Here is a 22,138-nt window from a genome sequence, read left to right on the forward strand (position 1 = left end):
CGCGCGAAGGGTCAGCGGGCGGCGGCGGCGGCCCGGCGGCGGGCGGCCGGGGTGATCTCGCGCCGAGTCCAGGTGATCACGTGCGCGGCGGTGAAGCCGCGCCCGCACAGGCCGCAGGCCAGCGGACGGGTGGGCTGCCGGTACCGGTAGTGGGTGTGGCCGGCGGTGCAGGTGCCCACCCAGGGCGCCAGGTCGTCGGCGATCTCGCCGTCGTGGGTGCGTTTGCCGTCGTAACCGAGCCCGAGGGCCACGCCTCGCCAGACAGGGCCGTGCCCGGCCCGGGCGCCGGCCAGGGCGTGCGCCACCTCGTGCAGCAGGATCTGGTGGATCTCGTCATCGCCGTACCGGGCGGCCAGATACCTTGACACGGTGATCTTCTTGGCGGTGAAGTTGCACAGCCCGGCGCGCTTCTTGGCGTTGTCGAAGTCGAAGGACCAGCTCGGGTCAAGGTGCAGGGTGATCAGCGCGTCGGCCCAGCGGCGCACCCGCAGGAGGTCGGACATCAGGGCCCCACCTGCACCTGGTAGAGACGGTCGTCGCCGGGGGCGGGGGTGCCGCGGCCATCCGTATTGTTGCTCACGAACCACAGTGTGCCATCCGGGCCGGACACCAAATCGCGCAGCCGCCCGAAGCTGTTCACAAACCAGTCGTCGACGGTGCCTGTGGAGGGATCGATGCGCCAGAGCCGCTCGCCGCGCAGCGCGGCCAGAAACAGCGTGTCGTTCACGATGGCCAGCCCGCTCGGACTCGCCTCGTCGGTGGACCATTGCTGCACGGGGTCGATGAAGCCGGCCCCGCCGCCGGCGCCCTCCACCTCCGGCCAGCCGTAGTTGCCGCCGGCGGTGATCAGGTTGAGCTCGTCCCAGGTGTTCTGGCCGAATTCGCTGGCCCAGAGCTGCCCGGACGAGTCCCAGGCGATGCCCTGCGGATTGCGGTGCCCGTAGGAGTAGACGAGGCTGCCGAACGGGTTGTCGGCCGGGGCCTCTCCGGTGGGGGTCATGCGCAGGATCTTGCCGCCCAGCGACCCGAGGTCCTGAGCATTGTCGGACTCGCCCGCGTCGCCCGCGGTGGCGTAGAGCAGGCCGTCCGGCCCGAACCCGATGCGCCCGCCGTTGTGGTTGCCGGCCGCGGGGATGCCGCTGAGCACTGGCTCCGGGTCGCCCAGGCCGAGGTTGCCCGCGGTGCCGGTCAGCGGCATCCGCACGATGCGGTTGTCGGATGCGGCGGTGAAGTACGCGTAGACCCAGCCGGCATCGGGGGTGGCCGGGTTTGCCTCGGCGTCGCCGGCGGCCAGGATAGCCAGGCCGAGCAACCCGCCCTCGCCCGTCGGTTCGACCCCGTCGATGGTGCCGGCGTCGCGCAGGCTGCCGTCCGGCAGTAACTCGCGCACTAGAGCGGTGTCGCGTTCGCTGATCAGGGTGGCGCCGCTGGGCAACCGCAAGATCGACCATGGGGCGTCAAGCCCCTCCGCGATCACGACGGGCTCACCCAGCGGGCGAACCGGCACGGGCGACGCATCCGTTGCCGGTGTGGTCGCGGCCGGCGCGGGCCGCGCCGGGGTGCTGGTGCTGGCGGTGGGCAGGGGAGCGGTCGCCGTGCAGGCGCACAACAGCGTCACCATGCCCGCGGCGACCACGCCGCCCCAAACCCGTCTGTGATGCATATCTCCTGCAGAATGCCACGAAAGTGTTGGAATTGGTCATATCCGTGCTGGGGCCCCAAGCAGAGGGTGCCGGGGCTCGTCACCGGGGCGTCGCGCCGACCCGTAGCGATGCCGCGCTGGCGCCGCCGGATGCCGCTGCGCGGGCTGGGCGCCGTTATGCGGGTGGCGCGCCACCCGCATAACGGCGCCTGACCCGCACAACGCCACCTTGCCCCCCAGCTGCGTGCCGGGGATCGCGCCGAGGTCTCAGCGCAGGGCGCGGCGCTCTCCGATGAAGGACTCCACGACGGCCACGGCGATCAGGGCGCTCTCGAGCTCGTCGGGCGAGGCGCCGGACCTGTCGCGCAGGAACACCGCGGCGGTGAAGTCGGCCAGGGCGCCCTCGAGGTCGTCCTGTTCGAAGTGAACCTTGCCGCGGGTCTCCCGGGCGAACGCGGCGGTGAGGTTCCACTCGTGCGTCTCCGACTCGAGCACGCACTGGGTCAGTTCCGACGCGGCCTCCTCGAGCTTGGCCTGGAACTGCATCACCTGGGCACGGCGGATGCGGCACAGCACGAAGTCCTGCCGGTCGCCGGTGAACCGGGCCTGGCGCAACGCCTGGTTGGCGATCTCGAATGCCTCGTCGAGGCGGTCGAGCAGGCGCAGCAGGGTGACCTTCTCATTGAGTGCCGAGAGGCTGCGGAGTTGGCCGAGGTCGTCGAGACGTTCTGCGGCGGCAGGGAGGTCGACTTTTTCCCGGAGGGAAACGGCGTCGTAGCCAGTGATGATGGTCAGGATGATGTCCTTGACAGGGCGGCCGAGGGGAGCCGCGGGGGAGGTCGGGTTCCCCTCCAGAGTAACCCCGGCGGCGAGGCGCTGACGCCCGCTTGGGGGTGTGCCGCGAGCTTTCCGGTCCCGGCGGCCCGTTCCCGGCCCCCGGTGAGCGGATGCGCGCTGCGGCCGCCGGGCGTGTTGCGCCGCATCCCGCAGCGCCTCAGTCCGTACAACTGTTGCCAATGCGGACTTCTGCGTCCGGTGCGCCGGGACCAATCGTCCGCACCGGGAAACAGTTGCCCCAGGGAGGAGCTCAAATTGCCTCGGGGAGGAGCTCTCAGTTGCCGATCTGGAACACCGTGCGGCCGGGCAGCGGCGACGGCGTGGCCGTGGCATCCGTGGACACCGACGCGGCGGACATGAACTGGGCCAGCTCGGCGCCCTCGACCACCTTGGCCGGATGCGGTCCGCCGGCCAGCAGCCGCGGCGCCCAGTGCAGGTCGAGCGGGGTGTGCGCGGCGACGAAGACGATGTTGCCGAACCGGCGTCCCTTGAGCACCTGCGTCTCGGCCAGGCCGATGACGTGCCCGAACACCGCCGACAGTGTGGCGGCCTGGGTGCGGGCGAACGCGAGGCCCGGCCCATCCGCCACGTTCACGGCGAGCACGCCGCGCGGCGAGAGTAAGGGAGCGGCCAGCTCGTAGAACTCCCGGCTGGTCACGTGCGCGGGGGTGCGGGCGCCGGAGAAGATGTCGACGACCACGAGGTCCACCGCACCGTGTAGCCCGGCGGGCAGCTTGCCGAGCACCTCGCGAGCGTCGCCGTGCCGCACGCGCAGGTTGGCGCGTTTGTCCCAGGGCAGTTCGGCGCGGACGAAGTCGATGAGGTCGCTCTCGATCTCCACCACCTGCTGCCGGGATCCGGGCCGGGTTGCCTCCACATACCGGGGCAGGGTGAGCGCGCCGGCACCCAGGTGCACGGCGGTGATGGCCTCGCCCGGGTCGCCGATCAGGTCGATGACGTGCCCGATGCGCTGGATGTACTCGAAGAACAGCTCGTCGGGGTTGTCGATGTTCACGTGCGACTGCGGCGTGCCGTCCACCACCAGCTGGTAGCTGCCCGGCGTGAACCGGTCAGGCTCGATGACGGCCTGGTGCCCGCTCAGTTTCAGCGTGATCGTCGGATGTTCGTGCTCGCCCCTGCTCATCCCCCCAGTCTGACAGCCCCACCGCCCGCCCCGCCTCACGGCCGCTGAGCCCGGCGCATCCGTTCGCCGGCTTGCGCCAACAGCACCCATCGCAGGCGTGGAGGGGGCACTCTGCGGCGAGTCACCGACAGCCGCGCCATCGACTTGCGCCGAAAGTCCCCTTGGTGCGCGTTGAAGGGGCGAACTGAAGCAATTCGCGAAACTGCCGGCCCGCAGTCAACGATGCGGCCGCCCTTTGGGCGGCCAGGCTCCCGCCGAGAAGCCACTTGGGGCCTGTGCATCCGCTCGCAACGGGCCCGAACTGCCCACTCGGCGACGGGCTGTGCGACGAGTGGTCACGTGGGGCCCGCGTCCGCGCGCGCAACGGGCCGCACCTGTCCCCTCGAGACGATTCGAGAATGCGACTATGGGTCGGCTCGCGTGGTTTCGACAAGCTCAACCAGCGGATGCGTGGTTTCGACAGGCTCAACCAGCGGATGCCTGGTTTCGACAGGCTCAACCAGCGGAGAGGAGCTCAACCAGCGGAGGAGGACTCAACCAGCGCAGGACGAACCCATTCCGACACACGCGCCCAATGAACGCACGAGGCCACCGGATGAGGCACAATGGAGCAATTCAACACCCCGCCCCGCCGCTCCAGCCGGCCGGAAAAACCGGGTTATACCTGAGAATTTGGCCAAGGTCAACATTCCAGTAGACACGGGCGCAATAACGGCATATAGTTGACCTTTGCGCTCCCAGATTTAACTCTGCCTTCATATTGCGGTCGGCTTTGCGTGCTCAAGCCACCTTGCAGCACATTTCTGAGCCGGATGTCCTCATATCGCGGATGGACATCCCCGCCCAGGATCTGCGGAGTCCATACCAAATTACTAACAGTGATTAGACCTGACGGGGTCCACGGAGGTTACTTCCTTGGCTGCTGCGCGCAACGCAACCACCAATTCACCCAAGAACGGACGAGCCGCTGGCCGTCTTTCGTTCGCAAAGATTTCTGACAACCTCACGGTTCCCGATCTGCTGGCTTTGCAGACCGAGAGCTTTGACTGGCTCGTCGGCAACGACATCTGGAAAGCACGCCTCGCCGAGGCCCAGGCCGCCGGTCGTAACGACCTGAACGCTCGCACCGGCCTCGACGAGATCTTCGAGGAGATCTCTCCGATCGAGGACCTTAGCGAAACGATGCAGCTGTCCTTCACCAACCCGGAGCTCGAGCCGGAGAAGTACACCATCGACGAGTGCAAGGAAAAGGGCAAGACCTACTCCGCACCGTTGTATGTGAACGCTGAGTTCATGAACCACCTCACCGGTGAGATCAAGACCCAGACCGTGTTCATGGGCGACTTCCCGCTGATGACCCCGAAGGGCACCTTCGTGATCAACGGCACCGAGCGTGTCGTCGTGTCGCAGCTGGTGCGTTCGCCCGGTGTGTACTTCAACCGCGAACAGGAGAAGACCTCCGACAAGGACATCTACTCCGCCCGCGTCATCCCGAGCCGTGGTGCCTGGCTCGAATTCGAGATCGACAAGCGCGACCAGGTCGGCGTTCGCATCGACCGCAAGCGCAAGCAGTCCGTCACGGTGTTCCTCAAGGCCCTCGGACTCACCTCCGAAGAGATCCTCGAGGAGTTCAAGGGCTTCGCGTCCATCGAGCTCACCCTTGAGAAGGACAACATCCTCACCAAGGAAGAAGCCCTCAAGGACATCTACCGCAAGCTCCGCCCGGGAGAACAGGTTGCCGCCGAGGCCGCGCGTGCGCTGCTGGACAACTTCTTCTTCAACTCCAAGCGCTACGACCTGGCCAAGGTTGGTCGTTACAAGATCAACCGCAAGCTGGGCCTGGAGGCGCCGCTCACCGACTCCGTGCTCACGCTCCAGGACATCCTGGCCACGATCAAGTACCTGGTTGCCCTGCACGACAACCAGACCACGATCCGCGGCACCCGCGACGGCGTCGAGACCGACATCCGCATCGACATCGACGACATCGACCACTTCGGTAACCGTCGTATCCGCGCCGTCGGCGAGCTCATCCAGAACCAGGTTCGCACCGGCCTGTCCCGCATGGAGCGCGTCGTTCGCGAGCGCATGACCACGCAGGACATCGAAGCGATCACCCCGCAGACCCTGATCAACGTGCGCCCCGTCGTCGCCGCGATCAAGGAGTTCTTCGGTACCAGCCAGCTGTCGCAGTTCATGGACCAGAACAACCCGCTCGCAGGACTGACGCACAAGCGTCGCCTGTCCGCGCTGGGCCCGGGTGGTCTGTCCCGTGACCGTGCCGGTGTCGAGGTGCGAGACGTTCACCCGTCGCACTACGGCCGCATGTGCCCGATTGAAACCCCGGAAGGCCCGAACATCGGCCTGATCGGTTCGCTCGCCTCGTTCGCGCGGATCAACGCCTTCGGTTTCATCGAGACCCCGTACCGTCGCGTCATCGACGGTGTCGTCTCCACGACGATCGACTACCTCACCGCAAGTGAGGAAGACGAGTACATCGTCGCGCAGGCCAACGCCCCGCTGACCAAGGCCGCCCGCTTCGCCGAGACCCGTGTTCTCGCGCGTAAGAAGGGTGGAGAGGTTGACCTCTTCCCCGCAGAAGACATCGGCTACATGGATGTCTCGCCGCGCCAGATGGTGTCCGTCGCGACCTCGCTCATCCCCTTCCTCGAGCACGACGATGCTAACCGCGCACTCATGGGTGCCAACATGCAGCGCCAGGCTGTGCCGCTGCTGCTCAGCGACAGCCCGCTGGTCGGAACCGGTATGGAGGGCTTCGCGGCCATCGACGCCGGTGATGTGCTCACCGCGCAGAAGGCCGGTGTGGTCATGGAGGTGTCGGCTGACGTCGTCACCATCCAGCTCGACGAGGGCGGAACCCAGGACTACTACCTGCGCAAGTTCAGCCGCTCCAACCAGGGCACCAGCTACAACCACCGCGTCATCGTCAACGCCGGCGAGCGTATCGAGGCCGGCGAGGTCATCGCCGATGGTCCCGCTACCGACAACGGTGAGCTCGCACTCGGAAAGAACCTCCTCGTGGCATTCATGTCATGGGAGGGTCACAACTTCGAGGACGCCATCATCCTGAGCCAGAACCTGGTGAAGGACGACGTTCTCTCCTCGATTCACATCGAAGAGTACGAAGTGGATGCGCGCGACACCAAGCTGGGCAAGGAAGAGATCACTCGCGACCTGCCCAACGTCTCCCCGGACCTGCTTGCAGACCTGGACGAGCGTGGCATCATCCGCATCGGCGCCGAGGTTCGCCCCGGCGACATCCTCGTGGGCAAGGTCACGCCGAAGGGCGAGACCGAGCTTTCCGCCGAGGAGCGCCTGCTGCGTGCGATCTTCAACGAGAAGAGCCGCGAAGTTCGCGACACGAGCCTCAAGGTTCCCCACGGTGAGCGTGGCACCATCATCGGTGTCAAGGTCTTCGACTCGCAGGATGGCGACGACGAGCTCGGCTCGGGCGTCAACCAGCGTGTTGTCGTCTTCATCGCCCAGAAGCGCAAGATCACCGAGGGTGACAAGCTCGCCGGTCGTCACGGCAACAAGGGTGTCATCTCCAAGATCCTGCCGGTCGAGGACATGCCGTTCCTCGCTGACGGAACCCCGGTTGACATCATCCTCAACCCGCTGGGTATCCCCGGTCGCATGAACTTCGGTCAGGTGCTGGAGACCCACCTCGGGTGGATCGCCAAGCAGGGCTGGCAGGTTGAGGGCAAGCCCAAGTGGGCCGGCCGTCTTCCCGAAGCCGCGCACAGCGCCGCCCCGAACACCAAGGTTGCGACCCCGGTATTCGACGGCGCGCTCGAGGAGGAAATCGCCGGCCTGCTCGACTCGACGACTCTGACTCGCGACGGCGACCGCCTGATCGACTCGACCGGAAAGACGCAGCTGTTCGACGGCCGCTCCGGCGAGCCGTACCCGATGCCCATCGCGGTCGGATACATGTACATCCTGAAGCTGCACCACCTTGTCGACGACAAGATCCACGCACGCTCGACGGGTCCGTACTCCATGATCACGCAGCAGCCGCTGGGTGGTAAGGCGCAGTTCGGTGGACAGCGTTTCGGTGAGATGGAGGTGTGGGCGCTCGAAGCATATGGAGCCGCTTACGCCCTGCAGGAACTCCTGACCATCAAGTCGGACGACATCCTCGGCCGCGTCAAGGTGTACGAAGCCATCGTCAAGGGCGAGAACATTCAGGAACCCGGTATCCCCGAGAGCTTCAAGGTTCTGATCAAGGAAATGCAGTCGCTGTGCCTGAACGTCGAGGTGCTCTCGGCCGATGGAACCGCAGTCAGCCTGCGCGACACGGATGACGAGGTCTTCCGCGCAGCGGAGGAACTGGGCATCAACATTTCCACCCGGTTTGAGTCGTCTTCAATTGACGACATCTAAGCCTGGCCACTGACGAATACTCGAAAACTTTCCAAGGAGAGAAATTGCTCGACGTAACAACATTTGACGAGCTTCGCATTGGCCTGGCCACCGCTGACGACATCCGTCGTTGGTCGCACGGTGAGGTCAAGAAGCCCGAAACCATCAACTACCGCACGCTCAAGCCGGAAAAGGATGGTCTCTTCGGAGAGCAGATCTTCGGACCGTCCCGCGACTGGGAGTGCTCGTGCGGCAAGTACAAGCGAGTGCGCTTCAAAGGCATCGTCTGTGAGCGCTGTGGTGTAGAGGTCACGAAGTCGTCGGTGCGCCGTGAGCGCATGGGCCACATCGAGCTCGCCGCCCCGGTCACCCACATCTGGTACTTCAAGGGTGTGCCCTCGCGTCTCGGTTACCTGCTGGACATGGCTCCGAAGGACCTCGAAAAGGTCATCTACTTCGCCGCCTACATGGTCATCGAGGTCGACGAAGACGGTCGCCACCAGGACATGCCTGGACTGGAGAACGAACTGCGCCTCGAGATCAAGACCCTCGAAGGTTCACGCGACTCCCGCATCGCCGACCGCCTGCAGCGCCTCGAAACCGACCTCGCAGCGCTGGAGGCCGAAGGCGCCAAGAGCGACCAGAAGAAGCGCACCAAGGACGCCGCCGAGAAGGAGATGTCCCAGGTCCGCAAGGCCCTGGACGAGCAGATCGCTCACCTCGAGCGTGTGTGGGAAGACTTCCGCACCCTCAAGGTCGGCGACCTCAAGCCCGAGGACTCCGTGTTCCACGAGCTCCAGGACCGCTTCGGCATGTACTTCGAGGCCTTCATGGGCGCCGAGGCCATCAAGAAGCGCCTCGAGGCCTTCGACCTGGTCACCGAGAGCGAAAACCTGCACCTGCAGATCGCCGAGGGCAAGGGTCAGAAGAAGATCCGCGCTATCAAGCGTCTGCGCGTCGTCAACGCCTTCATCATGACCGGCAACTCGCCGGCCGCGATGGTGCTCGACGTCGTGCCGGTCATCCCGCCGGAACTGCGCCCGATGGTGCAGCTCGACGGTGGCCGTTTCGCGACCTCCGACCTCAACGACCTCTACCGTCGTGTGATCAACCGCAACAACCGTCTGCGTCGTCTGCTTGACCTCGGTGCCCCCGAGATCATCGTGAACAACGAGAAGCGGATGCTGCAGGAGGCCGTTGACGCGCTCTTCGACAACGGTCGTCGTGGCCGTCCCGTCACGGGTACCGGTAACCGCGCCCTCAAGTCCCTGAGCGACATGCTCAAGGGTAAGCAGGGTCGGTTCCGTCAGAACCTGCTCGGCAAGCGCGTCGACTACTCCGGCCGTTCGGTCATCATCGTCGGCCCGCAGCTGAAGCTGCACCAGTGTGGTCTGCCCAAGCAGATGGCTCTGGAGCTCTTCAAGCCGTTCGTGATCAAGCGCCTGATCGACCTGAGCCACGCTCAGAACATCAAGGCCGCCAAGCGCATGGTCGAGCGCAGCCGCCCGCAGGTTTGGGACGTGCTCGAGGAGATCATCCGTGAGCGCCCGGTTCTGCTGAACCGTGCACCCACGCTGCACCGCCTCGGTATCCAGGCCTTCGAACCTCAGCTCGTGGAGGGTAAGGCCATCCAGCTGCACCCCCTCGTCTGTGCGGCGTTCAACGCCGACTTCGACGGTGACCAGATGGCTGTGCACCTGCCACTGTCCATGGAGGCCCAGGCCGAAGCGCGCATCCTGATGCTCGCCTCGAACAACATCCTGAAGCCGTCTGACGGTCGCCCGGTGACCCTGCCCACCCAGGACATGATCATCGGTCTGCACCACCTGACCACGCTCAAGGAAGGCGTCACCGGCGAAGGCCGCGCGTTCACCTCTGTCTCCGAGGCCATCCTGGCCCACGACCAGAAGTCGCTCGACCTGAACGCCAAGGTGCGCATCCGCATCAGCGACCTGTACTTCACCGAGGGCACCCAGCCCGACGGTGTCGAGCTGGTCGCCGGTCAGGCCGTGGGAACCGTACTGGTGAACACCACGCTGGGCCGCGCCATCTTCAACGAGGCGCTGCCGGCGGACTATCCGTACTTCGAGAAGGTTGCCGACAAGGGCACCCTCTCGGCCATCGTGAACGACCTGGCAGAGCGGTACCCGAAGGTGGAAGTGGCGGCAACGCTGGACCGCATCAAGGACGCCGGCTTCTACTGGGCCACTCGCTCCGGTGTGACCGTCGCGCTCAGCGACATCCTGACGCCTCCGAACAAGAAGGAGATCGTCGGTACCTACGAGAAGATGGCCGCGAAGGTTCAGTCGCAGTTCGAGAAGGGTCTCACGACCGACCTCGAGCGTCGTCAGGAGCTCATCCAGATCTGGACCAAGGCGACCGAAGACGTCGCCGCGGCCATGCAGGCGAACTTCCCGGCCGACAACACGATCAACCGGATGGTCACCTCTGGTGCTCGTGGTAACTGGCTGCAGGTGCGAAACATCGCCGGTATGCGTGGTCTGGTTAACAACCCGAAGGGTGAGATCATCCCTCGCCCGATTATCTCGAGCTACCGCGAAGGCCTGTCCGTCGCCGAGTACTTCATTGCTACTCACGGTGCTCGTAAGGGTCTGGCCGACACCGCTCTGCGTACCGCAGACTCCGGGTACCTCACGCGTCGTCTCGTCGACGTCTCGCAGGATGTCATCATCCGCGAAGACGACTGCGGTACGACCAAGGGTCTCGAACTGCCGATCGCTACGGTCGACGCCGCCGGAACGCTTGTTCGCCACCCCAACGTGGAGAACGCGGTCTACGCCCGCAGCCTGGCCGCCCCCGCGGTCAACGCCAAGGGTGAGGTCGTCGCTGACGCCGGAGACGACGTCGGTGACGTGATGATCGAGAAGCTGGTTGCCGCCGGTGTCGAGAACATCAAGGTGCGCTCGGTGCTGACCTGCGAGTCTGCTGTCGGTGTGTGTGCGGTCTGCTACGGCCGTTCGCTCGCCACCGGCCTGCTCGTGGACATCGGAGAGGCCGTCGGCATCATCGCCGCACAGTCGATCGGTGAGCCCGGCACGCAGCTGACCATGCGTACCTTCCACACCGGTGGTTCCGCATCCGCAGACGACATCACCCAGGGTCTGCCCCGGGTGCAGGAGCTCTTCGAGGCGCGTACCCCCAAGGGTGCATCGCCGATCGTCGACGTTGCCGGCCGCATCACCATCGAGGACACGGATCGTAGCCGCAAGGTGATCCTGACTCCCGACAACGGTGACGAAGCCATCGCCTACCCGGTGCTCAAGCGCGCGACCCTCCTCGTTGAGGATGGCCAGCACGTGGAGCTCGGGACGCAGATCATCATCGGCGCCGTCGACCCGAAGGAAGTTCTTCGTGTCAAGGGTGTCCGCGCGGTGCAGAAGCACCTCGTTGGTGGCGTGCAGGATGTCTACCGTTCGCAGGGCGTGCCGATTCACGACAAGCACATCGAGGTCATCGTTCGTCAGATGCTTCGCAAGGTGACTGTTGTTGAGCACGGCGACACCGGCCTGCTGCCGGGCGAGCTCGTTGACCGGTTGAAGTACAACGACCTCAACCGCACCGCGCTCACCGAGGGCAAGAAGACGGCTTCGGCTCGTCAGGAAGTCATGGGTATCACCAAGGCTTCGCTGGCTACCGAGTCGTGGCTGTCGGCCGCTTCCTTCCAGGAGACCACCCGGGTTCTGACCCAGGCGGCCATGGAAGGCAAGAGCGACCCGCTGATGGGCCTGAAGGAGAACGTGATCATCGGTAAGTTGATCCCGGCCGGCACCGGTCTTCCCCGCTACCGCGACGTCAACGTCGAGGCAACGGATGAGGCCAAGGCTGAGCGTTACCCGAACCGCATCTTCACCGATGATGCAGCGTTCACCGAGGGTGACCTGAGCTTCGTCGACTTCGACAGCTTCTCGTCGGACGACTTCACCCCCGGTACGTACAACTAACCGAGTGTGATTCCCGGATGGCCCCCTGCTCACGCAGGGGGCCATTCCCCGTTAGCGCCCCTTCGCCGCTGATCGTGCCCACACGCTGATCGAGCCTGTCGAGATCCCGCTCGACGACCTCAGATTGCACGCATGTTCACCAGTTTCGACCGTCTCACCCCGTGACCGGCGCCATCCCACAGATACGCTGGGCCCCATGAAGACCAGCTTCTTCTCCAAAACACGCGGTGCGTCATGAATCGTGACGAGTCCCTCCGGCAGATGTACGCCGGCGGACGCCCGAACCGGCGGGCGCGGTTCTTGAACCGAATCAGCGCACTGGTGTTCTCTCTCGGCATCGTCGGCCATGGCGCTGTGAGCCTCGAGACGGTCAATCCGAAGTCGCGCACGCTGCTCACCCTGCCGCTCGTGGTCGCCCGCTACGAAGGCGGTGAGTACGTGGTCTCGATGCTGGGCCAGGGGTCGCGATGGGTGCGTAATGTGCGGGCCGCGAATGGGAAAGCCGTCATCCACGCCGGACGCAGGCGACAGGTGCTGCTCGAGGAGGTTCGCGCGGATGCTCGCCCTCCGATTCTCAAGGCCTTTCTGGCGCAAGCACCGGGCGCCCGGCCGCACTTTCCGGTCGATCGGTCGGAGCCGGTCGCGGCATTCGAGACCATCGCAGCTGATTTCCCCGTGTTCAAGGTCCGGGATGTCCGGTAGGGACCAGCCATGAATGCGGACATTGTGTCTGAAGCGGTCGACCAACGACGAGCGCATACCGGGGCGAGAACCTGGTTGGGTCTGTCGATCGCCGCTGCTGCCCTGGCCTTCGTCGGCAGCGTGGTTGGACTCTCCGTCGACGGAATCTACGACAGTCTGACCTCGGCCTTTCTGTTCCAGGCGCTCGCACAGGACATCATCAATGCTGTCGTGGTCGCGCCGTTGGTAGTACTCTGCGCCGTTCTGGCTCTGCGCGGGTCGTATCGCGCGGGCCTGCTCTGCCTGGGGGCGGTCGCGTTCACCGTCTACAGTTACGTGATCTACACCTTCTCAATACCGTTCGGTCCGATCTTCCCGGTGTGGGTCGGGGTGCTCGGCCTGAGCCTCTTCGCCCTGATCGGCGGGTTGGTGTCCTTCACCCGGGCGGGGGCGGTTGAGCGCTTTGCGCACAATCGTGCCACTGTGGTGGCGGCGTGGACTCTGCTGGTGGTGGCCGGGTTGTTCGGCCTGCTCTGGCTTTCGGAGGATCTGCCCGCTCTGCTCGCTGGCGTGAGGCCTCAAAGCGTCATCGACATGGCCCTGCCAACCAATCCCGTCCACATCCTCGACTATGCGTTTTTTCTCCCGGCAGCAGTGTGGGCCGGTGTTGGGCTACTTCACCGACGGGCCTTCGCTCACCCGATCACAGCGGCCTTCCTCGTATTTCTCCTCCTGACCTGCCTGCCGATTCTGATCACGCCGTTCGTGCAGATGGCCCTTCGCGCGCCGGCGTCGTGGGGGGTCATGATTCCGATCGGTACCATGGCGGCGGTCATCGTTGGCGTGCTGAGTTGGTTCCTGGGAACGCTTCGAACGGAGCGCCCTTGAGCCACACGCCACAGAAGCACCGTGTCCGACGAATCGTGTTCATCACGATCGGGGCGGTCGCCGGCGTGCTCGGGCTGGGTCTCGGTGCGATCCTGATTGTCGGTGGAGTGTTCGTTCCCGCGACCTACCTCCAGCCGTGGAACGTGACGTACTACCAGCAGTCGACCGACGCTCGAATGCAGGTTGTCGCCCATGCGGTCCTGGCGCCGAGCGGACACAATATGCAGCCGTGGAACGTTGTGCTCGACACGGCCGATGCGAGCGTTCTCTACCTTTACGCAGACCCGAGCCGACTCACTCCGGCAGTCGATCCGGATTCACGGCAGACCGTGGTTTCGCAGGGAGCCTTTCTCGCCTACCTCCGGGTCGCTGCCGAGGAGCTGGGGTACTCGGCCTCGTTCGAGTTGTTCCCGGACGGGAGCTATGACGAGACCGACCTGAAGAAGTCGATGAGTCAGCGGCCGGTTGCTCGGGTCACCCTGGCGAAGGACCCATCCGTGGCCACCGAGGACTACTCGTCCCTGTTCATTTCCGACACGAATCGTGCCCCGTACACGGCGGCGCCCCTGACCAGGGCGCAGACGGAAGCGCTGACGGCCCTCGCCGACAACTCTGCGGCACGTCTGTCCATACTCAGCGACAAGCAGGACATGACCACACTCGGCGCTTTCGGCGTCGAGGGAACCCTGATCGAAACTCAGTACCCGGCTGCCACCGCGGAGAGCGCAGCAGTGTTCCATGGTACGGAGCAAGCCAAGAACGAGGCGCGTTCGGGATTCGCCGTGGAGGGCCAGGGAACCACGGGATTCAAGAAATACTTTCTCCAGGGTCTCATCACGGCTTTTCCCGCCCTGAACGACGACACTGCCGGAGCCAGGAATGCGATCGCCCTGACGGATGCCGGCGTGCACAACACGGCCGCATACGGACTCATCAGTACGCCGGCAAACACCCGCACGGAGCAGGTCGAGGCCGGGATCCTGTATGCGCAGTTCTCCCTCCACGCCCGCACCCTCGGCCTGGTCATGCAACCGTTGAGCCAGGTCCTGCAGGAATACCCGACGATGGCCGTGCCCTATGCGGCAATCCATGCTGAGTACGCACCTGAGGGGCAAACGATCCAGATGCTCGTCCGCGTCGGCACCCCCACGATCGAGTATCCGGTGTCGATGAGGCGCGATGTGACGTCCCTCTTGCGCACGCCCTGATTCGTGGGACCTGAGTCGAAACTCCACAGCGAGCGGCGGACCGGTAGAATTCTCAGGACGACCGGCGCTCCTGCCTATCGGGAGCAGAGGCACATGATGCGGTTGGCCAGTCACGTCGGGGCGGCCGTCATCGGGGCCGTCGGAGTGGTCGTGCTCATCGGCTGGTACGTCGGCTTCGGAACGATCCCCGGGGCCATCGTCGGACTCTGGGCGGTCAAGCCGATGACCGCCGTGGCCTGCATTCTGGTCTCAGCTGCCGTGATGATGCTGGGCCGGCGCCGAGTCACCCTGGTCCTGGGTCTCGCCATTACCGCGATCGGTGCGCTCACCCTGGCCGAGTTCGTCTTCGGGGTACCGCTCGGCATCGACGAGCTCGGAATCGACTTCGACGGCCAATCCGCGCGTATGGCGCCGGCCACGGCGGTATCGCTGGTGCTGCTCGGGGCATCCATCATTGCCAGTCGGCTCACCCGAGCCAGCGTGATGCTCGCACTCGCTCTCAGCGCGCTCACGATCAGCCTGATCGCGGCTCTCGGCTACGCCTACGGGGTCTCCACTCTCTACGCCATCGGCGGATTCACAAGCATGGCCCTGCCCACGGCGCTCGGGCTGGCGATCTTGTCGCTGTCGATCCTGCTGCAGCGTCCCGCCAACGGTCTGATCGCGCTGTTGCGGGACCCGGGCAGCGCGGGGCACCTGCTTCGCCCGGTCATTCCAGTTCTGTTCCTCGGCCCGTTCGTGCTGGGGCTTCTCGACCTGGCGGGCCGGGGCCTGGGCTGGTACGACACGCTGTTCGGTGTCACCATTATGATCGCGACCATGACAGTGCTCGGCACGGGGCTGGCCTGGATCGCGGCCCGTCGGCTGCGCACTCTTGATCGCCAGCGCGACGCCGCCATGCACGCCCTCGCCGACGCCAACCAGACCCTCGAGGTGACTGTCGACTCCCGCACCCGGCAGCTCGCGGAGACGGCCGACAAACTGCACACGCTGATTAAGATCGCACCGGTGGGCATCGTGCAGCTGGATGCCGCGGGCGGGCTCATCTCTGCCAACGACCAGTGGCTCGCACTCACCGGGCTCACGAAGCACCAGTCGCGGCGCGACGGCTGGGCCACGGCAATGCATCCCGAAGACGCCGACCGGGTTCGCCACGAATGGCAACAGTACGTCGCCGCCGGGGAGCCCTACGAGACGACCTTGCGAGTGCGCACTCCCGCCGGGCAGGTCAACTGGGTGCAGGTGAGCACCGCCCCGATGACCGACGCGATGGGTGTGACCGGGCACCTGGCCAGCGTCACCGACGTGACCGCGCTGCGCGCTGCCGAAAACGCGGCGGCGGCGGCGAGTGCCCTCTTCGAGGCTGCCTTCGCGTCGTCGCCGCTCGGAACGGCCATTGTGTCGCTCCATGGAACGGTACTCGCGGCGAACAAGCGGCTCTTGGGCCTTGCCGGGCCGTTGAGCCCGGTGGTGAGCGAGCCCATCGAGGCGATCTTCATGCCGGCGAACGCCAGTGATGGCGCAGCGTCCGCGGCCGGCGGCGTTGACGGTCCCACTGGCCGCCGCATGGACCGTCGGATGCGACGCGAGGACGGCGAGGAAACCTGGGTCAAGGTCAGCATCGCCGAGATTCACGAGGGCGAGCAGGCCGGCGGGTTCCTGTACCAGCTCGAGGACATCACCGCGCGGCGCCTGGCCGAAGCCCGGGTCGAGCACCTGGCTTTCCACGACCCGCTGACGAACCTGCCCAATCGCCTGCTGCTGCTCGACCGGCTGAACCAGGCTCTCCTCCAGGCGTCGCGTCGCGGTACGGCAATCGCCGTGCTGTTCATCGACCTCGACAAATTCAAATTCGTCAACGACAGCCTCGGCCATCACGCCGGCGACGCCGTCCTGATCCAGGTGGGAGCGCGGCTGCGCCAGCACGCCAGGGCGACCGATACGGTGTCCCGCATCGGCGGGGACGAATTCGTGGTCATCTGCCCGGATGTGGGCAGCAGCGGGGACGTGCACAAGATCGCCGCAACCCTCCAGATGGCAATCGCCGAGCCGATCCTGCTCGGCGAGCAGAGTGCATCCGTTGACGCCAGCATCGGTATCGCCTTCGGTCTCGGGTATGACGACGCCGAGTCGCTGCTGCGCAACGCGGATCAGGCGATGTACCTGGCGAAGGGGCGGGGCCGTGCCCGCTACGAAGTCTTCGACGACGACCTGCGCTACCGCATTCACCAGCGGCTCGACACTGAGCTGGCTCTGCGCGATGCCGTGGCCCTGGGCCAGATCGAGACGTGGTACCAGCCGATCGTGGACCTGCAGGAACACCGAGTCGTGGCCACCGAGGCCCTCGCGCGCTGGCGGCGGCCCGAGCGCGGGCTGGTCTCCCCGGCGGAGTTCATCGCGATTGCCGAAGAGGTCGGTCTGATCAAGGGGATCGGAACAACGGTGCTGAGCCAGGCCTGCCACGCGGCGACCGCCCTGGAGCGTGGCATGGCCGTCAGCGTCAACGTGTCGGCCCGGCAGTTCGTGCAGGATGACTTCGGTGCGGTCGTCCAGCGCGCGCTCAAAGACTCGGGTCTACCCCCCGACCAGCTCTGGCTGGAGCTCACCGAGAGCGCAGTGCTCGAGGCGATCGACTCGACCGCCCGGACCTTCCAGGAGCTGCGAGCCCTCGGCGTGCGGCTCGCCATCGACGATTTCGGCACCGGCTACTCGTCGTTCACACACCTGCGCGCGTTCACCGTTGACCTGCTGAAGATCGACCTGTCGTTCATTCGCGACCTCGAACGGTCTGACCATGATCGGGCGATCGTGGAGGGCATCCTCCGACTGGCGGACTCTTTGAAGCTGGATGTGGTGGCCGAGGGCATCGAGACCACCAAGCAGCGAGACCTCCTGCAGGGGATGGGCTGCCGTTACGGCCAGGGTTACCTCTTTTCGAAGCCGGCGCCCAGTGCGTCCCCCGCGGTCCTCTTTCGCACCTGACCCGCGACCTCGAGATCCCGCGGTCGGCCAGTAGCGCTGCGCAGCCGTCGGACTATGCTGTGCGATAACCGCGAGGAAGTCACTCATGGGCGCTGCGCCAACACCGGCACCCCCTCCGGCGAAACGCCGGCTGTGGGTGATCATCGGGGTGCTCGCTGCCGTACTCGCAGTCTCGGCAATCCTCGTCGGAGTGTTCTGGCCACGCGGAGGCGTCAACCCGGTCGCCACCGAAGCGGCCCGGCCCACGCCGTCCGCGACCGTAGCGCCCACCACACCGGTCCCCGGCACCGGAGCCGGTGCAACCCCCGCCCCGGGCAGTTCGGCAGCCCCTGGCACGCCGCAGCCGGCATCCTGCGACGACTTGTACAGCGCCGAGATGGTTGCCGCGTTCGGCAGAATGGAACTCAACCCGGCGTGGCTGGACGAGCTCGACAACGACATGAAGATCGGCGAGGATGACCCCGTGCAGCAGGGGGTCATCGATGCGAATGACTCCCTCCTGTGCCAGTGGGGGATGCCCGAGGGGCCGTCCGGAGCCGGCGTCTCCACCGTCGTGGTGTGGGTGGACGCCGAAGACAGCGCCACGATCCAGGCCCATCTGGCCGACCGTGGCGACAGTTGCTCCGAACAACAGGGCGGGCTGCGTTGCACCACGGAGGGCTCGAACGACGAGGGCTACTTCGGCGAGTCGCACTTCCTGCGCGACGGAATCTGGGTGGCGACGGAGTACTCGAATGCCGGTCCTGAGGGATACACGCTCGACATCGTGAACAACCTCTGGCCAGAGGGCTGACCTACGTCGTTGGTCGAGATTGTCGAGGCACGTCACCAGGTTTCGACAAGCTCAACCAGCGAGGAGCCACCGTGTGACAGACAGTGCGGACTAGGTCGCGCAACAAGGAGTCATGAACACACGGTGGCTCGCAACCCATGATGCCCCGCATCGGGCCCGGGGGCAAACACCCAGCTAGGCTGGGGGAAATTCTCTGAGGGGGTCACCGCCATGGGTGCTGCAACGTTGCCGACTGGTTCACCGTCTCGCCGCCCGCTGTGGTTCGCCCTCGGCGCGGTCGGCGTGCTGTTGGTTGTGGCCCTGATCGTGGTGCTCGTGGTCTGGCGTGGGGGAGCGGGCACGCCGTCTGGCAGCGACACCCTGCCGGGCACTCGCCCCACGCCGTCCGCGACGGCCGAGCCGCTCGCCGTTGCCAGCGCCGCCCCCACCGCGAGCGCGCCAGCCGGCCCGCACCCGGCGACCTGTGAGGCGATTTACAGCCCGGCCATGATGGCGACCTTCAGCGAGACCCGCTCGCTCAACCCGTCCTGGTCCTCCGATCCGCAGGCCGCAATGCAGGCCGGAACTCAAGACTCCGAGCTGGCCAGCATGATTCAAAGCGCCGAACACCTCACGTGCATCTGGGGCAGCGAGGGCGGCGGCTCCGACAGCGGACTCACCACCAACGTGGTCTTCGTCACCCCCGAACAGTCCGAGGCGGCCCACCAGCGCCTGAACGCTCTCGGCCAGAGCTGCTACGAAGAGCTCGGCGGCATCCGGTGTGTCATGGAGTCGACCACCGAGGGCGAAGGCACCTCCGGAGAGTCGCACTTTCTGCGCGACGGCATCTGGCTGGCCACCCACTACGTGAACGCGGGCCCGGATGGCTACACTCACGACATGGTCGGAACGGTCTGGGCCGGCGCCTAACCAGCACCTGCCTCGCCCGGTCCGGGCTATGCTGTGCGCAAAATCCTCCGGGAGGATCGCGCTCAGGGAGGCCGCATGTCCGATCACGGAACACCGACGATCACGCCCGGCCGCCAGTGGGTGCTGCTGATCCTGGGCGGCATCGTGACCGTATTCGTCGTGGCGGCCGCGGTGTGGGTAGTCTCCATGCCCTGGCCGGCGAGCACCCCCGAGGTCAGCCCGGCCGGCCGGCCGGCACCCGCCGCGCCGCCGGCTGCGGTCCCGGTCGCCGCGCCCACCGCCTCGCTCGCGCCAGGCACGCCCAAACCGGCCTCGTGCGAGGAGATCTACAGCCCCGCGATGGTCGGCGCGTTCGCCGACCAGGTGCTCAACCCGGCCTGGACCACCGAGCCCGCCGCCGACGTGCGCGACGGCGCCGACGACCCCGAGCTGCTCGCGATCATCAATGCCAGCGAGCACCTCAGCTGCCGATGGGTCAGTGCCGCCGGGGCGTCCGGCAGCGGTGTGTCCACGAACGTCGTGTGGGTGACCGCGGAACAGACCGCCGCCGTCGACGCGCGCCTCCGCGCTCTGGGCATGGAATGCTACGAAGAGCTCGAGGGGCTCCGCTGCATCACCGAGACCTCCACCGACACCGACAACTTCGGCCAGTCGCATTTCCTGCGAGGCGGCATCTGGCTGGCCACCGTGTGGGTGAATGCCGGCCCTGATGGCTACACCCACGACATGGTCGGCACCATCTGGGCCGGCGCCTGACCAGCTGAACGCCCGCCGCCCACGCCCAAAGCCTCTGGATTGCCCGTATCTGGCGCCCCAGCCACTAAGGTACAGATAGGCCTCGACCCCCTGGTTCGCACCGGGAGGGCTGGCCAATGCCCTGGCCCCCGAAGGTGGTTCTCGCCACCCGAATCGGTCCGGGATAGCGTGATTCGTCATCTCATTCGGGCGCTGGTTCACCAGCTGCGTGCGCTCCGTTTCCTCGCAGCTAAAGCCCGGATGGGGAGGTTCTCATGGCGACTCTCACTGAGATTCTGATCCTGCACGGCCTACTGCCGATCGAGGTTCTGGACACCCTCCTGGCGGGCGACCCGGCCGACGAGTCCGCGGTGCGCGCCCTCGTTGACAAGGGCGTCATCACCGAGGTGCAGTTCGCCAAGGCCCGGGCCGCGCAGGCAAACCTTCCCTTCGTCGAACTCGCCGACTACCCCGTCGACCGCCTGGCCGTTGCGCTCGTGCCGGTCGGGGTCTGCCGGCGGCACGAGGTGTTGCCGGTGCTCATCGACGGCAACCGCCTGGTGCTGGCCATGGTCGACCCCGGAAACGTCTTCGCCGTCGACGATGTGCGCGAGGCGTCCGGGATGCGTGTCGCCCAGGTCGTCGCCGAGCGCTCCGATCTGCTCGCCGCCATCAGCCGTTACCACCGGGCCGATGGCGAACTCAGCGACCTCACCTCCACCCTCGAAGAAGAGAACGCCGCTGCTGCTGCCGAAAGCGCCTCCTTCGGCGTCTCCGATGCGGGAGACGACGATGCCCCGATCGTACGGTTCGTGAACCTGCTCGTCAGCCAGGCCATCCAGGACCTCGCGTCCGACATCCACATCGAACCCGGCGAGCACAGCCTGCGGGTGCGCTACCGCATCGACGGGGTGCTGCACGAGATGCAGACCGCACCCAAGAGCATCCAAAACGGTGTCATTTCCAGGCTCAAGATCATGAGCGACATCGACATTGCCGAACGCCGCAAACCCCAGGACGGCCGTATGACGGTGCGGCACGCGGGCCGGCAAATCGACCTGCGCGTGGCGACGCTGCCCACGGTGTGGGGCGAAAAGGTCGTCATGCGAATTCTCGACAACTCCAGCACGACCCTTGATGTGCGGGCGTTGGCGCTGCTCGAGCGTAACTTCGAGGCCTACAAGACCGCATACTCCAAGCCCTACGGCATGATCCTGATCACCGGCCCCACCGGCTCGGGCAAGTCCACAACCTTGTACACCACCCTCGGTGCGGTCGCCCGCCCCGAGATCAACGTGATCACCGTCGAAGACCCGGTGGAGTACCGCATGGCGGGCATCAACCAGGTTCAGGTCAACGTGAAGGCCGGCCTTACCTTCGCCAACGCGCTGCGTTCCATCCTGCGCAGCGACCCGGATGTGGTGCTGCTGGGTGAGATCCGCGACCACGAGACCGCGCAGATCGCCATCGAGGCCTCGCTCACCGGCCACCTTGTCTTGTCAACCCTGCACACCAACGACGCACCGAGCGCGATCACCCGGCTCACCGAAATGGGCATCGAACCATTCCTGGTCGGCTCCGCCCTCGACTGTGTGGTCGCCCAACGACTGGCCCGGCGTCTGTGCGACAAGTGCAAGGCGCCGTCCGTGTTGACCGCCGAAGGCCTGACCCGGTTGCGCTTCGCGTTCGACCCGGAGCTGCCGTTGCCGACGATCTACGAGCCCGTCGGCTGCACCCACTGCTCAAAAACCGGCTACCGCGGCCGACTTGCCGTGCATGAAGTCATGACGGTGACCGAGGAGATCGAGCGGCTCGCCGTCGCTCGCGCATCCAGTGCTGAGATCGCCCGCGTCGCGCGCGACCAGGGCATGATCACCCTCCGCGAAGACGGCTGGGCGAAAGCCCGCCTGGGTTTGACATCGATCGAAGAAATCTTGCGAGTGGTCGCGTAGTGCAAAAGGGGACACCAAC

Annotated in this window: 14 protein-coding genes; 10 read left to right on the forward strand and 4 right to left on the reverse strand. The window is 65.9% G+C overall.

All coding sequences use genetic code 11. The annotated features are described in order from the left end of the window. Window positions 1–11: 11 nt before the first annotated feature. From E3O42_RS16680 to E3O42_RS16695, 4 genes are all read right to left on the reverse strand, one after another. Window positions 12–503, reverse strand: coding sequence for a SprT-like domain-containing protein (locus E3O42_RS16680; RefSeq protein ID WP_134455148.1), 492 nt, complete (start codon window positions 501–503; stop codon window positions 12–14). Next, the gene (locus E3O42_RS16685; RefSeq protein WP_241984894.1) at window positions 503–1,663 is read right to left on the reverse strand and encodes a PQQ-dependent sugar dehydrogenase; all 1,161 of its coding nucleotides are present in this window, start codon (window positions 1,661–1,663) and stop codon (window positions 503–505) included. Before E3O42_RS16685 ends, E3O42_RS16680 begins: the two co-directional genes overlap by 1 nt. A gap of 246 nt (window positions 1,664–1,909) precedes the next feature. Then, on the reverse strand, window positions 1,910–2,659 hold the full coding sequence (locus E3O42_RS16690; RefSeq protein ID WP_241984895.1) for a hypothetical protein: 750 nt from the start codon (window positions 2,657–2,659) through the stop codon (window positions 1,910–1,912). Window positions 2,660–2,753: 94 nt separating this feature from the next. Then, window positions 2,754–3,623, reverse strand: a complete 870-nt coding sequence (locus E3O42_RS16695) for a spermidine synthase (RefSeq protein ID WP_134455150.1) — start codon at window positions 3,621–3,623, stop codon at window positions 2,754–2,756. Between the two features lie 915 nt (window positions 3,624–4,538). Here E3O42_RS16695 and rpoB point away from each other — a divergent pair. The 10 genes from rpoB (at window position 4,539) to E3O42_RS16745 (ending at window position 22,119) form a co-directional block, all read left to right on the forward strand. Further along, window positions 4,539–8,030: a DNA-directed RNA polymerase subunit beta gene (gene rpoB / locus E3O42_RS16700; protein ID WP_134455151.1), complete on the forward strand. Its 3,492-nt coding sequence runs from the start codon at window positions 4,539–4,541 to the stop codon at window positions 8,028–8,030. 44 nt (window positions 8,031–8,074) lie between these two features. Continuing rightward, window positions 8,075–11,971 carry a DNA-directed RNA polymerase subunit beta' gene (locus tag E3O42_RS16705; protein ID WP_134455153.1) on the forward strand — a complete coding sequence of 1,299 codons (3,897 nt, stop codon included), beginning with the start codon at window positions 8,075–8,077 and terminating at the stop codon, window positions 11,969–11,971. Window positions 11,972–12,205: 234 nt separating this feature from the next. Continuing rightward, window positions 12,206–12,673, forward strand: a complete 468-nt coding sequence (locus E3O42_RS16710; protein WP_198414172.1) for a nitroreductase family deazaflavin-dependent oxidoreductase — start codon at window positions 12,206–12,208, stop codon at window positions 12,671–12,673. A gap of 9 nt (window positions 12,674–12,682) precedes the next feature. Next, window positions 12,683–13,540: a hypothetical protein gene (locus E3O42_RS16715; RefSeq protein WP_134455155.1), complete on the forward strand. Its 858-nt coding sequence runs from the start codon at window positions 12,683–12,685 to the stop codon at window positions 13,538–13,540. Then, window positions 13,537–14,748: an Acg family FMN-binding oxidoreductase gene (locus tag E3O42_RS16720; protein WP_134455157.1), complete on the forward strand. Its 1,212-nt coding sequence runs from the start codon at window positions 13,537–13,539 to the stop codon at window positions 14,746–14,748. Before E3O42_RS16715 ends, E3O42_RS16720 begins: the two co-directional genes overlap by 4 nt. 93 nt (window positions 14,749–14,841) lie before the next feature. Beyond that, a complete protein-coding gene (locus E3O42_RS16725) occupies window positions 14,842–17,730 on the forward strand; it encodes a putative bifunctional diguanylate cyclase/phosphodiesterase (protein ID WP_134455159.1) in 2,889 nt (962 codons plus the stop codon). Between the two features lie 85 nt (window positions 17,731–17,815). Beyond that, window positions 17,816–18,523: a hypothetical protein gene (locus tag E3O42_RS16730; protein WP_134455160.1), complete on the forward strand. Its 708-nt coding sequence runs from the start codon at window positions 17,816–17,818 to the stop codon at window positions 18,521–18,523. 210 nt (window positions 18,524–18,733) lie between these two features. Further along, window positions 18,734–19,432, forward strand: a complete 699-nt coding sequence (locus tag E3O42_RS16735; protein ID WP_134455162.1) for a hypothetical protein — start codon at window positions 18,734–18,736, stop codon at window positions 19,430–19,432. 75 nt (window positions 19,433–19,507) lie between these two features. Beyond that, window positions 19,508–20,188 carry a hypothetical protein gene (locus E3O42_RS16740; protein WP_134455163.1) on the forward strand — a complete coding sequence of 227 codons (681 nt, stop codon included), beginning with the start codon at window positions 19,508–19,510 and terminating at the stop codon, window positions 20,186–20,188. Between the two features lie 254 nt (window positions 20,189–20,442). Beyond that, window positions 20,443–22,119 (forward strand): GspE/PulE family protein, encoded by a 1,677-nt coding sequence (locus tag E3O42_RS16745; RefSeq protein ID WP_134455165.1) that lies wholly within the window; start codon window positions 20,443–20,445, stop codon window positions 22,117–22,119. Window positions 22,120–22,138 lie beyond the last annotated feature (19 nt).

Source organism: Cryobacterium adonitolivorans (genome assembly GCF_004402695.1).
Lineage (GTDB): Bacteria > Actinomycetota > Actinomycetes > Actinomycetales > Microbacteriaceae > Cryobacterium > Cryobacterium adonitolivorans.

What these genes read in the sequence shown, in the direction of transcription:
- E3O42_RS16685 (WP_241984894.1), bottom strand. Translation starts at nt 1,663, where the DNA reads ATGCATCACAGACGGGTTTGGGGCGGCGTGGTCGCCGCGGGCATGGTG.
- E3O42_RS16710 (WP_198414172.1), top strand. Translation starts at nt 12,206, where the DNA reads ATGAATCGTGACGAGTCCCTCCGGCAGATGTACGCCGGCGGACGCCCG.
- E3O42_RS16730 (WP_134455160.1), top strand. Translation starts at nt 17,816, where the DNA reads ATGGGCGCTGCGCCAACACCGGCACCCCCTCCGGCGAAACGCCGGCTG.
- E3O42_RS16745 (WP_134455165.1), top strand. Translation starts at nt 20,443, where the DNA reads ATGGCGACTCTCACTGAGATTCTGATCCTGCACGGCCTACTGCCGATC.
- E3O42_RS16740 (WP_134455163.1), top strand. Translation starts at nt 19,508, where the DNA reads ATGTCCGATCACGGAACACCGACGATCACGCCCGGCCGCCAGTGGGTG.
- E3O42_RS16680 (WP_134455148.1), bottom strand. Translation starts at nt 503, where the DNA reads ATGTCCGACCTCCTGCGGGTGCGCCGCTGGGCCGACGCGCTGATCACC.
- E3O42_RS16695 (WP_134455150.1), bottom strand. Translation starts at nt 3,623, where the DNA reads ATGAGCAGGGGCGAGCACGAACATCCGACGATCACGCTGAAACTGAGC.
- E3O42_RS16725 (WP_134455159.1), top strand. Translation starts at nt 14,842, where the DNA reads ATGATGCGGTTGGCCAGTCACGTCGGGGCGGCCGTCATCGGGGCCGTC.
- E3O42_RS16735 (WP_134455162.1), top strand. Translation starts at nt 18,734, where the DNA reads ATGGGTGCTGCAACGTTGCCGACTGGTTCACCGTCTCGCCGCCCGCTG.
- E3O42_RS16715 (WP_134455155.1), top strand. Translation starts at nt 12,683, where the DNA reads ATGAATGCGGACATTGTGTCTGAAGCGGTCGACCAACGACGAGCGCAT.